This is a genomic window from Pseudomonas poae, from assembly GCA_028869255.1.
In the GTDB taxonomy this organism is placed as follows: Bacteria; Pseudomonadota; Gammaproteobacteria; order Pseudomonadales; family Pseudomonadaceae; genus Aquipseudomonas; species Aquipseudomonas poae_C.
Genome location: CP110972.1, coordinates 5,415,928 through 5,429,884, shown reverse-complemented (window position 1 = coordinate 5,429,884; position 13,957 = coordinate 5,415,928). Strand labels below are relative to the sequence as shown.

Sequence of the window (13,957 nt, the reverse complement as noted above, 5' to 3'; positions counted from 1 at the left end):
CATTGATTTTCGCCAGATTTGGATTTTCTCAGGATAAAAATAATTAAGGACGAGAAATGCACCAGCAAGAAAAAGGTTTGAAACGCGGGCTCAGCGCCCGACATATTCGCTTCATGGCACTCGGTTCCGCGATCGGCACCGGGCTGTTCTATGGCTCCGCCTCGGCTATCCAGATGGCCGGGCCTGCCGTGCTGCTGGCTTACCTGATCGGCGGCGCCGCCGTATTCATGGTGATGCGCGCCCTCGGCGAAATGGCCGTGCACAACCCTGTGGCCGGCTCCTTCGGCCAATACGCCAGCACCTACCTGGGCCCCATGGCCGGGTTTATCCTCGGCTGGACCTACGCCTTTGAAATGATCATCGTCTGCCTCGCCGACGTCACCGCCTTCGGCATCTACATGGGTTTCTGGTTTCCCGACGTGGCGCGGTGGGTGTGGGTGCTCGGTATCGTGTTTTTGATCGGCGGCCTGAACCTGTGCAACGTCAAAGTGTTTGGCGAGATGGAATTCTGGCTGTCGCTGCTCAAGGTCGGCGCCATCGTGGCGATGATCCTCGGCGGCTTCGGCATCATGCTGTTCGGCATTCATTCGGCCGGCGACACTCAAGCCAGCGGCCTGAGCAACCTGTGGGCCCACGGCGGCTTCATGCCCAATGGCATCGGCGGCCTGATCGCCTCGTTTGCAGTGGTGATGTTCGCCTTCGGCGGCATCGAAATCATCGGCATCACCGCCGGTGAAGCCAAAGACCCGCAGCGCGTGATTCCCAAAGCGATCAATGCGGTGCCGCTGCGCATCCTGTTGTTCTACGTGCTGACCCTGTTTGTCTTGATGGCCATTTACCCGTGGCCGCAGATCGGCAGCCAGGGCAGCCCGTTCGTGCAGATCTTCAGCAACCTGGGCATTGACTCGGCAGCGACCATCCTCAACATCGTGGTGATCTCGGCAGCCGTCTCGGCGATCAACAGCGACATCTTCGGCGCCGGCCGCATGATGTACGGCCTAGCTCAGCAAGGGCAGGCGCCCAAGGGCTTTGCGCAGTTGTCCAGGCACGGCGTGCCGTGGATGACTGTGGTGGTGATGGGCGCAGCGCTGTTGGGCGGCGTGGTGCTCAACTACCTGATCCCGGAAAACGTGTTCCTGCTGATCGCCTCGATTGCCACCTTCGCCACCGTGTGGGTGTGGCTGATGATCCTGTTTACCCAGGTCGCCATGCGCCGCTCGATGAGCAAGGCACAGGTGGCCGAACTGAAATTCCCGGTGCCGTTCTGGCCCTATGCGCCAGCGGCGGCCATTGCGTTCATGCTGTTTGTATTTGGCGTGCTGGGTTACTTCCCGGACACCCAGGCGGCCTTGCTGGTCGGCGCCGTGTGGATCGTGTTGCTGGTGGTGGCTTACCTGCTGTGGGTCAAGCCCGCAGCGGGGCAAGCGGCCAAGGTCGACTACGACCCGGCTTTGTCTCATCGTTAATTTAGGGAGGCGTTGATGAAAACGCTTTGGCAACACTGCCACGTCGCAACCATGGCCCAGGGCAAATACTCGATCATCGAGGATGCCGCCCTGGTCACTGCAGGCTCGCTCATTGAGTGGGTCGGCCCGCGCAGCCAAGTGCCGCCGGCGGATTACGCCCAGGTGCATGACCTGCAAGGCGCGTGGGTGACCCCCGGGCTGATCGACTGCCATACCCACACGGTGTTCGGCGGCAATCGCAGCGGCGAGTTCGAGCAGCGCCTTGAGGGCGTTAGCTACGCCGAAATCGCGGCCAAGGGCGGCGGTATTGCCAGCACCGTGCGCGCCACCCGCGCCGCCACTGAGGATGAATTGTTCGCCAGCGCTCACAAGCGCCTGCGCAGTTTGCTGCGTGACGGTGTGACCACGGTAGAGATCAAGTCCGGCTACGGCCTGGACCTGGCCAGCGAGCGCAAATTGCTGCGGGTGATTCGTCGCCTCGGCGACGCGCTGCCGGTCAGCGTGCGCGCCACGTGCCTGGCGGCCCACGCGTTGCCGCCGGAGTACAAGGACCGCGCCGACGACTATATCGATCACATCTGCAACGAGATGCTCCCGGCCCTGGCGGCGGAAGGGCTGGTGGATGCGGTGGACGCCTTCTGCGAATACCTGGCGTTTTCCCCGGAACAGGTGGAGCGCGTGTTCAAGGTCGCCCAGCAACTGGGCCTGCCGGTGAAGCTGCACGCCGAGCAGCTTTCCTCCTTGCATGGCTCCAGCCTGGCGGCACGCTATCACGCACTCTCGGCGGACCATCTGGAATTCATGACCGAAGCAGACGCCATCGCCATGGCCGCCTCGGGCACTGTCGCCGTACTGTTGCCGGGCGCGTTCTACTTCCTGCGTGAGACCCAGTTGCCGCCGATGGACGCCCTGCGCAAGCACGGTGTGAAGATCGCCATCGCCAGCGACCTCAACCCAGGCACCTCGCCGGCGTTGTCGGTGCGCCTGATGCTGAACATGGCCTGCACCCTGTTCCGCATGACCCCGGAAGAAGCCCTGGCCGGCGCCACGCAACATGCGGCCACCGCGCTGGGCATGGGCAACACCCATGGTTCGCTGGAAGTCGGCAAGGTTGCGGATTTTGTCGCCTGGCAGATTGATCGCCCCGCTGACCTGGCTTATTGGCTGGGCGGCGAGCTGGATAAACGCGTCGTGCGCCATGGCGTCGACGTCACTGTTTGAGGAGCATTTTTTGTGGATAAGGTTCTGAACTTCAAACAAGGTCGCGTGCCGCTGCTGATCAGCATGCCTCATGCCGGCCTGCGCCTCACGCCTGCGGTCGAAGCCGGGTTGATCCCCGAGGCGCAAAGCCTGCCGGACACCGACTGGCACATACCTGCGCTGTATGACTTTGCCGAAGCGCTGGGCGCCAGCACCCTGGCGGCCGAGTATTCGCGGTTTGTCATCGACCTCAACCGGCCGTCCGACGACAAGCCGCTGTACGCCGGCGCGACCACCGGGCTGTACCCGGCCACGCTGTTTGACGGCGTGCCGTTGTTCCGCGAGGGGCTGGAGCCGAGCGAGACGGAACGTGCCAGCTACCTGCAAAAGGTCTGGGGCCCGTATCACCGCACCCTGCAAGAAGAGCTGGCGCGGCTCAAGGCCGAGTTCGGCTATGCGCTGCTGTTCGATGCGCACTCGATTCGCTCGGTGATCCCGCACCTGTTCGACGGCAAGCTGCCGGACTTCAACCTCGGCACCTTCAATGGCGCGTCCTGTGATCCTGAGCTGGCCGGCCAGCTTGAAGCGATCTGCGCCGCCCATCCGCAGTACACCCACGTGCTGAACGGGCGCTTCAAGGGCGGGCATATCACCCGGCACTATGGCGACCCGGGGCAGGATATTCACGCGGTGCAGCTGGAGTTGTGCCAGAGCGCGTATATGGAAGAGTTTGAGCCGTTTCGTTATCGGCCGGACCTGGCTGAACCGACGCGGGTGGTATTAAAGCAATTGCTGGAAGGGTTGCTGGCCTGGGGGCAGCAGCGCTACCGGTAATTTTCGGTGTTGCTGCAATAGCTTTCGCGAGCAAGCCCGCTCCCACATTTTGACCGCATTCTCATGATTGAACTCGGTCAAGTGTGGGAGCGGGCTTGCTCGCGAAGGCGGCCTCTCGGTCGCCCCAGTGCAACTGCCGGTCGCCACAGTTCGTGTTAACCGAGATCCCGCTGGGTAAGGTTGTGGGTACGGCGCGTCAGACGCCACTCCCCACAATAAAGCTGCCGAGTGAGACCTCTTTCATGAAAAGACTGTTCAACCGTTACCTGTTGACCCTCACCGGCGCTGCACTGCTCAGTGCGCACGCCATGGCCGCCGAGCCGGCCTCCTGCAAAACCGTGCGCATGGGCGTGGTCAGCTGGACCGATGTGATCGCCACGTCCGGCATGGCCGATGTGCTGCTCAACGGCCTGGGCTACGACAGCAAACAGACCAGCGCGGTGCAACAGATCATCTTTGCCGGCATCCGCGACAAGCGCCTGGATATCTTCCTCGGCTACTGGAAACCGGCGATGGACAACAACATCGCGCCGTTCCTGGCCGCCAAGCAGGTCAAAGTCTTCGACACCCCCAGCCTCGCCGACGCCCAGGCCACCCTGGCCGTGCCGCAGTACGTGGCCGATGCCGGGTTGAAAACCTTTGCCGACATCGCCCGTTTCAAGGACAAGCTCGGCGGCAAGATCTATGGCATCGAGCCCGGCAGCGGCGCGAATACCGATATCCAGAAAATGATCGACACCCACCATTTCGGCCTGGGCGGCTTCAAGCTGGTGGCCTCCGGTGAGGCGGGCATGCTGGCGGCGGTGCAGCGTGCCGTGAACCGCAAGGAGTTCGTGGTGTTCGTGGGTTGGACCCCGCACCCGATGAATATCAATATGAAAATGGCCTACCTCACCGGCAGCGAAGACGTATTCGGCCCCGATGAAGGCCGGGCGACTGTTTCCACCGTCACCGCGCCGGATTTTGCCGAGCGCTGCCCCAACGCCAATCGCCTGCTTGCCAACCTGACGTTTACCGCCGCCCAGGAAAGCCAGTTGATGGTGCCGATCATGGAGCGCCAGTCGCCCCAGGACGTGGCCAGGCAGTGGCTGCGTGATCATCCCGAGGACTTGCAGCGCTGGCTGGCCGGGGTGAAGGCGTTTGAGGGGGGTGATGGCTTGGCGGCGGTACAGGCAAGCCTGAAACCCTGAGCACTTACACCGACCAAATGTGGGAGCGGGCTTGCCCGCGAATACGGTGTGTCAGTCGCCAGATAAGTTGTCTGACTGACCGCTATCGCAGGCAAGCCAGCTCCCACATTGGGATCTTCATTGTCAGGGATATTTGCACATGTATCCGCTCTCTTTGCAGCTCGCAGCCTTTGTCGCCAAGACCGAATCCTTCACCAGCGATGATTCGTCGCTGGCGGGGCTACGCCAGAACTACGACCGAATGTGCCAGGCATTCACCCCACCGCCACCAGAGGACTTGCTGGTCGAGGACCTCATCCTGGGCGGCGTTCGCGTGCGCAGTTATCTGCCGACCTGGCCCACTCCACCCGACGGCTGGCCCTGCCTCCTTTATATGCACGGCGGCGGCTGGGTGGTCGGTGGGCTGGACTCCCACGACTTCATCTGCTTCGAACTGGCAAGCGCGCTGCAACTGCTGGTGATCGCCATTGACTACCGCCTGGCACCGGAACACCCGTTCCCGGCGGCATACCAGGATTGCCGCGCCGTGTGGCAGGCGATCCAGGCGGGGAAGGGGCCGCACCCCATCAACCTGCAACGCCGGGTGGTGATCGGCGACAGTGCGGGCGGCAATCTCGCGGCGGCTTTGTGCCTGGGGCTGCGCGATGAGGGGCAACCGCTGCCCCAGGCCCAAGTGTTGATCTACCCCGGCCTGGGCGGCCCGGCCGACTTACCGTCGCGCCGCGATTGCAGGGATGCGCCCCTGCTCAGCACGGCCGACACCGACTGCTACCTGGCGCTGTACCTGCGTGGCACACGCGAGCCATCAGCCTACGCCCTGCCGCTGCTGGCCGAGGATTTCAGCGGTTTGCCCAAGGCCCTGATTGCCGTGGCCCAGTTCGACCCGCTGCGCGATGACGGCATGCTCTACGCCGAACGCCTGCAAGCGGCCGGGGTGCCGACCGTGCTGTATCCCGGCAAAGGCCTGGTCCACGGCTGTTTACGCGCGCGCGGCCAGGCGCCGGAGGTGGATCAGCTGTACAGCTATCTGCTGGGCTACCTAAGGAGCGAACGGCTGACACAGGTCTAAGTGCTCAAGGACATGCTCATTGCACAATTCGGGTTTATAGTGCCAGACGGCAAAATAAAAGACGTCCCCCCAGGGATGAACCCGACCCCCTACGGAGCGCGCAATGCAGACTTGGTACCCGCAGATCAAACCCTACGCCCGGCACGATCTGGCCGTCGATGACACCCACACCCTGTACGTCGATGAAAGCGGCTCCCCCGAAGGCTTGCCTGTCGTATTCATCCATGGTGGCCCCGGCTCCGGTTGCGATGCCCAGAGCCGCTGCTACTTTGATCCGAACCTGTACCGCATCGTCACCTTCGACCAGCGTGGTTGCGGCCGTTCCACCCCGCGTGCCAGCCTTGAAAACAACACCACCTGGGACCTGGTCGCCGACCTTGAGCGCATCCGCGAACACCTGGGCATTGAAAAATGGGTGTTGTTCGGCGGCTCCTGGGGCTCCACCCTGTCCCTGGCCTACGCGCAAAGCCACCCCGAGCGCGTGCATGGGCTGATCCTGCGCGGCATTTTCCTCGCCCGTTCGCAGGATATTCACTGGTTCTACCAGGAAGGTGCGAGCCGCATGTTCCCGGATTACTGGCAGGACTACCTGGCCCCGATCCCGGCGGATGAGCGCCACGACCTGGTCGCCGCCTACCACAAGCGCCTCACCGGCAACGACCAGATCGCCCAGATGCACGCGGCCAAAGCCTGGTCCGGCTGGGAAGGCCGCATGCTGGGCCTGTGCCCGAGCCCGCAGCATGTGGAGCGGTTTTCCGAGCCGCAACGGGCACTGTCGATTGCGCGTATCGAATGCCACTACTTCACCAACAACTCCTTCCTGGAGCCTAACCAGCTGATCCGCGACATGCACAAGATCGCCCATCTGCCTGGCGTCATCATCCATGGCCGCTACGATATGATCTGCCCGCTGGACAACGCCTGGGAGCTGCATCAGGCATGGCCCAACAGTGAGTTGCAGGTGATTCGCGAGGCGGGCCATGCGGCGTCCGAGCCCGGGATTACCGACGCGCTGGTGCGCGCCACCGGTGAGATGGCACGGCGCCTGCTTGACCTGCCGCCAGAAGAAGCATGAAGGGTCTGTTGCAACGGGTGCGTGGCGCCCGGGTCGAGGTCGCGGGCGAAATCGTGGGGGCCATCGACCAGGGTTTGCTGGTGCTGGTGGCCGTCGAACCGTCGGATACGCCCCAGAGTGCCGACAAACTTCTGCACAAACTGCTTAACTACCGGGTGTTCAGTGACGACGAGGGCAAGATGAACCTGTCGTTGAAGGATGTCGGCGGTGGTTTGCTGCTGGTGTCGCAATTCACTCTGGCGGCGGACACCAAAAGCGGGTTGCGGCCAAGCTTCACCTCGGCGGCCCCTCCGGCGCTGGGAGCGGCGCTATTTGATCACTTGCTGTTACAAGCGCAACAATTGCATGGCAAGGTGGCGTCGGGGCGTTTTGGCGCCGATATGCAGGTGCATCTGGTCAATGATGGCCCTGTGACCTTCCTCTTACAGACATGAATGTATTAAAAACGACTTTAATGCCTAAAAACGCAGGGTTTCGCTACAAATACTTCGTTGTCCCTGATGCGTTGTATCGCGGGCTACTAGATAATCGCGCGCTACGGGGATCAGCGTTGATTGGTCCATTTTTGACTTAGGTAGAGACTTGTCCGACGGCGATTGGGGAATCATTCTGATCCAATGCAGTCGGAACAATGCTCGCCAACCTGGCATATAGATAGCTGGCCGTTGGTTTTTTGATCTGTTTTCGGCGAGGGTTGCTCGTGATTGTTAGTCCCTGTAATGCACCAAAATTGTCTGCCAAACGGTTACGAAACGCACTGGTGACGGGCTCTGCCCTGTTTTGCCTGTTCGGCGCGGGTCAACTGTGGGCATTCAGTCTGGATGATGTGTCGGCCAAGGCAAAAGAGCTGGCCGGGCAGAAATACGAAGCTCCGCGCAGCAATCTGCCGAACGAATTTCGCGAAATGAAATTCGCTGATTACCAAAAGATTCGTTTCCGCAGCGACAAAGCCGAGTGGGCTGATCAGAACACCCCGTTCAAGCTGTCCTTCTATCACCAGGGTATGCACTTCGATACACCGGTGAAAATCAACGAAGTCACTGCCGACAGCGTCCAGGAAATCAAATACGACGCGGCGCGTTTCGATTTCGGCGACGTCAAGGTTGATCCCAAGGCTACTGAACAGCTGGGTTATGCCGGCTTCCGTGTGCTTTACCCGATCAACAAGGGCGACAAGCAAGACGAAATCATGACCATGCTCGGCGCCAGCTATTTCCGCGTCGTGGGCAAGGATCAGGTGTATGGCCTGTCCGCCCGTGGCATGGCGATCGATACCGCGCTGCCGTCCGGTGAAGAATTCCCGCGTTTCACCGAGTTCTGGATCGAGCGTCCGAAGCCGGGTGACAAGCACCTGGTGATCTTCGCTCTGCTGGATTCGCCACGTGCCACCGGCGCCTATCGCCTGATCCTGCGTCCGGGCACCGACACCGTGGTCGATGTGAAATCGCAGATGTTCCTGCGCGACAAGGTCAGCAAACTGGGGGTTGCCCCGTTGACTTCGATGTTCCTGTTCGGCGCGAACCAGCCGTCCAAGGTGCTCAACTACCGTCGTGAGCTGCACGATTCCAGCGGCCTGTCGATCCATGCCGGCAATGGCGAGTGGATCTGGCGCCCGCTGAACAACCCTAAACACCTGTCGGTCAGCAACTTCACCGTAGAAAACCCGCGTGGTTTCGGTCTGCTGCAACGGGGTCGCAACTTCAGCCACTACGAAGACCTGGACGACAACTACGACAAGCGCCCAAGCGCCTGGATCGAGCCTGAAGGCGACTGGGGCAAGGGTTCCGTCGACCTGGTAGAGATCCCGACCGCCGATGAAACCAACGACAACATCGTGGCTTTCTGGAGCCCGGCCGAACTGCCGGAAGTCGGCAAACCGCTGGATGTTTCCTACCGCCTGCACTGGACCCTGGACGACGCTGCGTTCCATTCGCCGGAAAGCGCCTGGGTCAAGCAGACCCTGCGTTCCACGGGGGATGTGAAGCAATCCAACCTGATCCGTCAGCCGGATGGCAGCGTGGCCTACCTGGTGGACTTCGAAGGCCCGTCGCTGAAAAAACTGCTGCCGGACGCGCCGGTGCGCAGCCAGGTGAGCGTCGGTGACAACGCTGAAGTGGTTGAAAACAGCGTGCGTTACAACGAGCACACCAAAGGCTGGCGCCTGACCCTGCGCTTGAAGATCAAGGACGCTGGCAAGCCGACCGAAATGCGTGCAGCGCTGGTGCAAGACATCGTGCAGCCTGAGCCGGAGAAAGTGTCGACCCAGGTGCTCAAGGCCGACAAGGTCCTGGCCAAACAGCACGAGAAACAGGCCAAGAAAGACGCCAAAGACAAGGAAGCCAAGCAGCCAGAAGCTGCCCCAGCCACACCGGAGCCGATCAAGACCGAGCAAGTCCTGACCGAAACCTGGAGCTATCAGTTGCCTGCCGATGAGTAATTCTCAAGCCACGCCCGAGACTCTGTCCGAGTATCTGGCGCACCTCCCGATGACCGCTGAGCAGCGCGCCGAACTGGCGGGCTGCTCGTCCTTCAGCGAGCTGCACCAACGCCTGTCGTCCTCCACGTTCGACGCGCCGGTTGACGCCGCACAAGCGTCGGTTGGCCGCCGGTTGACCCTCAACACGGCTGAAGAACTGCAGGACGCCGAAATGCTGGGGCTCGACGCCAGCGGTCGCGTGTGCCTGAAGGCCACGCCGCCGATTCGTCGCACCAAGGTTGTGCCGGAGCCATGGCGCACCAATATCCTGGTGCGCGGCTGGCGCCGGTTGACCGGTCGCACCAACCCGCCGAAGCCGCCGAAAGACGAGCGTGTGTTGCCGGCTGCGCGCTGGCGCACCGTCGGTTCGATCCGCCGTTATATCCTGCTGGTGCTGATGCTCGGCCAGACCATCGTCGCCGGCTGGTACATGAAAGGCATCATGCCGTACCAGGGCTGGTCGCTGGTCGACTTCGACGAAATCCGCAACCAGACCCTGCTGCAAACCGCTACCCAGGTACTGCCTTACGCCCTGCAAACCAGCATCCTGATCATGTTCGGGATCTTGTTCTGCTGGGTTTCGGCCGGTTTCTGGACCGCGTTGATGGGCTTCCTCGAGCTGCTCACCGGCCACGATAAATACCGGATCTCCGGTAAAAGTGCCGGTGACGAGCCGATCCCAAAGGATGCCCGCACCGCGCTGGTAATGCCGATCTGCAACGAAGACGTACCGCGCGTATTCGCCGGCTTGCGTGCGACGTTCGAGTCGGTGGCCGCCACGGGCGACCTGGACCGCTTCGATTTCTTCGTCCTCAGCGACAGTAACGATGCCGACATCTGCATCGCCGAGCAGCAAGCCTGGCTGGATGTGTGCCGCGAAGCCGGTGGTTTCGGCAAGATCTTCTATCGCCGCCGCCGTCGTCGCGTTAAGCGTAAAAGCGGCAACCTCGACGACTTCTGCCGTCGTTGGGGCGGTGAATACAAGTACATGGTGGTGCTCGACGCCGACAGCGTGATGAGCGGCGAATGCCTGACCAGCCTGGTACGCCTGATGGAAGCCACGCCGGATGCCGGGATTATCCAGACCGCGCCGCGTGCGTCGGGCATGGACACCCTGTATGCGCGCATGCAGCAGTTCGCTACCCGTGTGTATGGCCCGCTGTTTACGGCCGGCCTGCACTTCTGGCAGTTGGGTGAATCCCACTATTGGGGTCACAACGCGATTATCCGCATGAAGCCATTTATCGAGCACTGCGCCCTGGCGCCGTTGCCGGGTAAAGGTGCATTTGCCGGTGCGATCCTCTCCCACGACTTCGTTGAAGCCGCGCTGATGCGCCGTGCCGGCTGGGGCGTGTGGATTGCCTACGACCTGCCGGGCAGTTACGAAGAACTGCCGCCGAACCTGCTGGATGAACTCAAGCGTGACCGTCGCTGGTGCCACGGTAACCTGATGAACTTCCGCCTGTTCCTGGTCAAAGGCATGCACCCGGTGCACCGTGCGGTGTTCCTGACCGGCGTGATGTCCTACCTGTCGGCGCCGTTGTGGTTCTTCTTCCTGGTGTTGTCGACGGCCCTGCTGGCGGTGAACACCTTGATGGAGCCGCAGTACTTCATGGCGCCACGCCAGCTGTACCCGCTGTGGCCGCAATGGCATCCGGACAAGGCGGTGGCGCTGTTCTCCACCACCATCGTGCTGCTGTTCCTGCCCAAGTTGCTGAGCATCATCCTGATCTGGGCCAAGGGCGCGAAAGAGTTCGGCGGCAAGTTCAAAGTGACCTTGTCGATGCTGCTGGAGATGCTGTTCTCCATGCTGCTGGCGCCGGTGCGGATGATTTTCCACACCCGCTTCGTGCTCGCCGCATTCCTCGGCTGGGCCGCGACCTGGAACTCGCCGCAGCGTGACGACGACTCCACGCCATGGAGCGAGGCGATCAAGCGCCACGGCACGCAAACCCTGCTGGGCTTCTTCTGGGCGGCGTTGGTGGTGTGGTTGAACCCAAGCTTCCTGTGGTGGCTGGTGCCGATCGTCGGTTCGCTGATGTTGTCGATTCCGGTGTCGGTGATTTCCAGTCGCGTGAACCTGGGCCTCAAATCCCGCGACGAGAGCCTGTTCCTGATACCTGAGGAATACAACCCGCCGCAGGCGTTGCTGTCGACCGAGAAGTACACTCACGAAAACCGTTGGCACGCGCTCAACGACGGGTTTGTGCGTTCGGTGGTCGACCCGCAGCAGAACGCCCTGGCCTGCGCCCTGGCGACCTCGCGGCACCGTGAGGCAGAGCCGATTGAATGGCTGCGTATCGAACGTGTGCGCCATGCGTTGAAAGTCGGCCCTGCCGGCCTCAACAACGCCGATCGCCTGGCGTTGCTCAGTGATCCAGTAGCCCTGGCCCGTCTGCACGAACAGGTCTGGAGCGAAGGGCATCCTGAGTGGCTGGCGGCGTGGCGGGATTCGATCAAGTCCGACCCACACGCGCCGTTGCTGCCGCTGCAACCGCTGTCGTCCCAGGCCCAACCGGCCTGATTCAGACGCCCCCGAAGGTTCACTTCGGGGGCGTTCGAAGCGCTGGTCCTACAGCGTTTCCTGCCTCTTCTTTATCGCGCTAACCCCTTGTTATTTCGAAACAAAAGACCCTGGTTCAAGGCGTATTGCCGTGCCCGTGGCTGAGTTAGCATCGCCCCGAATTTGACGTGGCCACAGGGGTATTTATGAACAAACGGTATTGTTTGGCGCTGCTGACCGGCGCCCTGGCATTCATTCAACTCGGCCTGGTGCAGGCCGGGGCCATTGACGACGCCGTGCGGCGCGGCGTGCTGAAGGTCGGCACCACACCGACCTATGTCCCCTTCGAAATGAAAGACAAGCAGGGGCGCATCGTCGGCTTCGAGATCGATTTGCTGCAGGCCATGAGCCGCGCCCTGGGCGTCGAGCTTGAACTGGTGGCGGTGCCCTATACCGAGCTGCTGCCGGGGTTGATGGCAAAGAAATTCGATCTGATCGGCAGCGGCATGACGGTGACCCAGGAGCGCAACCTCAAGCTGAATTTCAGCGACTCCTTTATCGTCGTGGGCCAGACCGTGCTGCTGCATCCGAGCCTGGCCGGCAAGGTGTCCAGTATCGAAGACCTCGACGAGGCCGGCTACCGCATCGCGGCTACCGAGGGCACGACCGGCGAGACCGCAGCACAACGCTTCCTGACGGCGGCCCAGCTCTACAGTTTTGCCACCTCGGAAGAAGGCATACGCCGGGTGGTAGAGGGCAAGGCCGATGCGTTTATCCATGACGCGCCCTACAACCTGATCGCGATGACCCGGCCAGAGAACAGCAGCTTGCTGGCACTGGAACAGCCCTTCACCTTTGAGCCGCTGGCGTTTGGCCTGAAGAAAGGCGACTACGACAGCCTCAACTGGATCAACCATTTCCTCAATCAAGTGGCGCAGGACGGGACCTACGATCGCCTGCACGACAAGTGGTTCAAGGACACCGCGTGGACCGCAGAGATCGACTGACCGTCATAACTTCTTACACATCAAGCAATTGCCGACGATAGGTCTATCCCATGCGCTCGGCTGCACCGTTGTGGGGCCTTTGCGATATACGCGATAACAATTACCCGTGAAACCTTTGTGACGGGCAACGAGTGGGGTAGGATCGCACCCCGAAATGGTGCAGCCCTTTTGCGCGCCCACCTCACAAGAATCGTTCAGGGGACTTGATGATGAAAAAGTATCTTTCGATGCTGCTGCTAGGCGTCACCGCACTGGTTGCCGCGAATGCGGCGCAGGCCGGTGCCATCGATGATGCGGTCAAGCGCGGCACGCTGAAAGTGGGCATGGACCCGACCTACATGCCGTTCGAAATGACCGACAAGCGCGGTGAAATCATCGGCTTCGAAGTCGACATCCTCAAGGCGATGGCCAAGTCCATGGGCGTCAAGCTGGAGCTGGTGTCCACCGGCTATGACGGGATTATCCCGGCGTTCCTGACCGGCAAGTTCGACATGATCGGCAGCGGCATGACCCTGACCCAGGAGCGCAACCTGCGCCTGAACTTCAGCGAACCCTTCATCGTGGTCGGTCAGACCCTGCTGATTCGCAAGGACCTGGAAGGCACCATCAAGTCCTATAAAGACCTGAACGACGAGAAATACCGCCTGACCTCCAAGCTCGGCACCACCGGTGAGATGGTCGCCAAGAAGCTGATCTCCAAGGCCAAATACCACGGCTACGACAACGAGCAGGAAGGTGTGCTGGACGTAGTCAACGGCAAGGCCGATGCCTTTGTGTATGACGCGCCGTACAACGTGGTGGCCGAGAAGAAAGTCGGCAACGGCAAGCTGGTGTTCCTGGAAGAACCCTTCACCTTCGAGCCTCTGGCATTCGGCCTGAAAAAGGGTGACTACGACAGCATCAACTTCATCAATAACTTCCTGCACCAGATCCGCAACGACGGCACCTACGATCGCATCCATGACAAGTGGTTCAAGAGCTCCGAGTGGCTCAAGGACATGGAATAAGGCCGTATTGGTAGGCGCTTTTTGTGGCGAGCGGGCTTGCCCGCGTTGGGTCGCGAAGCGACCCCAAAAATGGGACTGCTACGCAGTCCAACGCGGGCAAGCCCGCTCGCCACAACAGCGAGTGCGCTCC

The 13,957-nt window shown here is 61.5% G+C and carries 10 protein-coding genes and 1 pseudogene; all 11 read left to right on the top strand.

The window, feature by feature from the left end:
• Positions 1-56: 56 nt before the first annotated feature.
• The 11 genes and pseudogenes from LRS56_24650 to LRS56_24600 all read left to right on the top strand — a co-directional run bounded on the left by LRS56_24650 (position 57) and on the right by LRS56_24600 (position 13,827).
• Positions 57-1,466 carry an amino acid permease gene (locus tag LRS56_24650; protein WDU61936.1) on the top strand — a complete coding sequence of 470 codons (1,410 nt, stop codon included), beginning with the start codon at positions 57-59 and terminating at the stop codon, positions 1,464-1,466.
• Between the two features lie 15 nt (positions 1,467-1,481).
• A complete protein-coding gene (gene hutI, locus LRS56_24645) occupies positions 1,482-2,687 on the top strand; it encodes an imidazolonepropionase (GenBank protein ID WDU61935.1) in 1,206 nt (401 codons plus the stop codon).
• A gap of 12 nt (positions 2,688-2,699) precedes the next feature.
• Positions 2,700-3,500 (top strand): N-formylglutamate deformylase, encoded by an 801-nt coding sequence (gene hutG / locus LRS56_24640; protein WDU61934.1) that lies wholly within the window; start codon positions 2,700-2,702, stop codon positions 3,498-3,500.
• Between the two features lie 242 nt (positions 3,501-3,742).
• Positions 3,743-4,690, top strand: a complete 948-nt coding sequence (locus LRS56_24635; GenBank protein ID WDU61933.1) for a choline ABC transporter substrate-binding protein — start codon at positions 3,743-3,745, stop codon at positions 4,688-4,690.
• A 139-nt stretch (positions 4,691-4,829) separates the two neighbouring features.
• Positions 4,830-5,759 carry an alpha/beta hydrolase gene (locus tag LRS56_24630; GenBank protein ID WDU61932.1) on the top strand — a complete coding sequence of 310 codons (930 nt, stop codon included), beginning with the start codon at positions 4,830-4,832 and terminating at the stop codon, positions 5,757-5,759.
• A 103-nt stretch (positions 5,760-5,862) separates the two neighbouring features.
• On the top strand, positions 5,863-6,834 hold the full coding sequence (gene pip, locus LRS56_24625) for a prolyl aminopeptidase (protein WDU61931.1): 972 nt from the start codon (positions 5,863-5,865) through the stop codon (positions 6,832-6,834).
• A complete protein-coding gene (gene dtd / locus LRS56_24620) occupies positions 6,831-7,268 on the top strand; it encodes a D-aminoacyl-tRNA deacylase (protein WDU61930.1) in 438 nt (145 codons plus the stop codon). The genes pip and dtd overlap by 4 nt, the downstream gene beginning before the upstream one ends.
• 323 nt (positions 7,269-7,591) lie before the next feature.
• The gene (locus tag LRS56_24615) at positions 7,592-9,271 is read left to right on the top strand and encodes a glucan biosynthesis protein G (protein WDU65809.1); all 1,680 of its coding nucleotides are present in this window, start codon (positions 7,592-7,594) and stop codon (positions 9,269-9,271) included.
• Positions 9,264-11,836: pseudogene (mdoH, locus tag LRS56_24610) on the top strand (glucans biosynthesis glucosyltransferase MdoH). The gene LRS56_24615 and the pseudogene mdoH overlap by 8 nt, the downstream one beginning before the upstream one ends.
• A 183-nt stretch (positions 11,837-12,019) precedes the next feature.
• Entirely contained in the window at positions 12,020-12,820 is an 801-nt protein-coding gene (locus LRS56_24605; GenBank protein WDU61929.1) for a transporter substrate-binding domain-containing protein, read from the top strand.
• Between the two features lie 209 nt (positions 12,821-13,029).
• Positions 13,030-13,827: a transporter substrate-binding domain-containing protein gene (locus tag LRS56_24600; protein WDU61928.1), complete on the top strand. Its 798-nt coding sequence runs from the start codon at positions 13,030-13,032 to the stop codon at positions 13,825-13,827.
• Positions 13,828-13,957: the final 130 nt, after the last annotated feature.

Excerpts from the sequence above, each read along its gene's own strand:
- LRS56_24600 (WDU61928.1), top strand. The coding sequence starts at position 13,030 with ATGAAAAAGTATCTTTCGATGCTGCTGCTAGGCGTCACCGCACTGGTT.
- LRS56_24605 (WDU61929.1), top strand. The coding sequence starts at position 12,020 with ATGAACAAACGGTATTGTTTGGCGCTGCTGACCGGCGCCCTGGCATTC.
- LRS56_24630 (WDU61932.1), top strand. The coding sequence starts at position 4,830 with ATGTATCCGCTCTCTTTGCAGCTCGCAGCCTTTGTCGCCAAGACCGAA.
- pip (WDU61931.1), top strand. The coding sequence starts at position 5,863 with ATGCAGACTTGGTACCCGCAGATCAAACCCTACGCCCGGCACGATCTG.
- dtd (WDU61930.1), top strand. The coding sequence starts at position 6,831 with ATGAAGGGTCTGTTGCAACGGGTGCGTGGCGCCCGGGTCGAGGTCGCG.
- LRS56_24635 (WDU61933.1), top strand. The coding sequence starts at position 3,743 with ATGAAAAGACTGTTCAACCGTTACCTGTTGACCCTCACCGGCGCTGCA.
- hutI (WDU61935.1), top strand. The coding sequence starts at position 1,482 with ATGAAAACGCTTTGGCAACACTGCCACGTCGCAACCATGGCCCAGGGC.
- LRS56_24650 (WDU61936.1), top strand. The coding sequence starts at position 57 with ATGCACCAGCAAGAAAAAGGTTTGAAACGCGGGCTCAGCGCCCGACAT.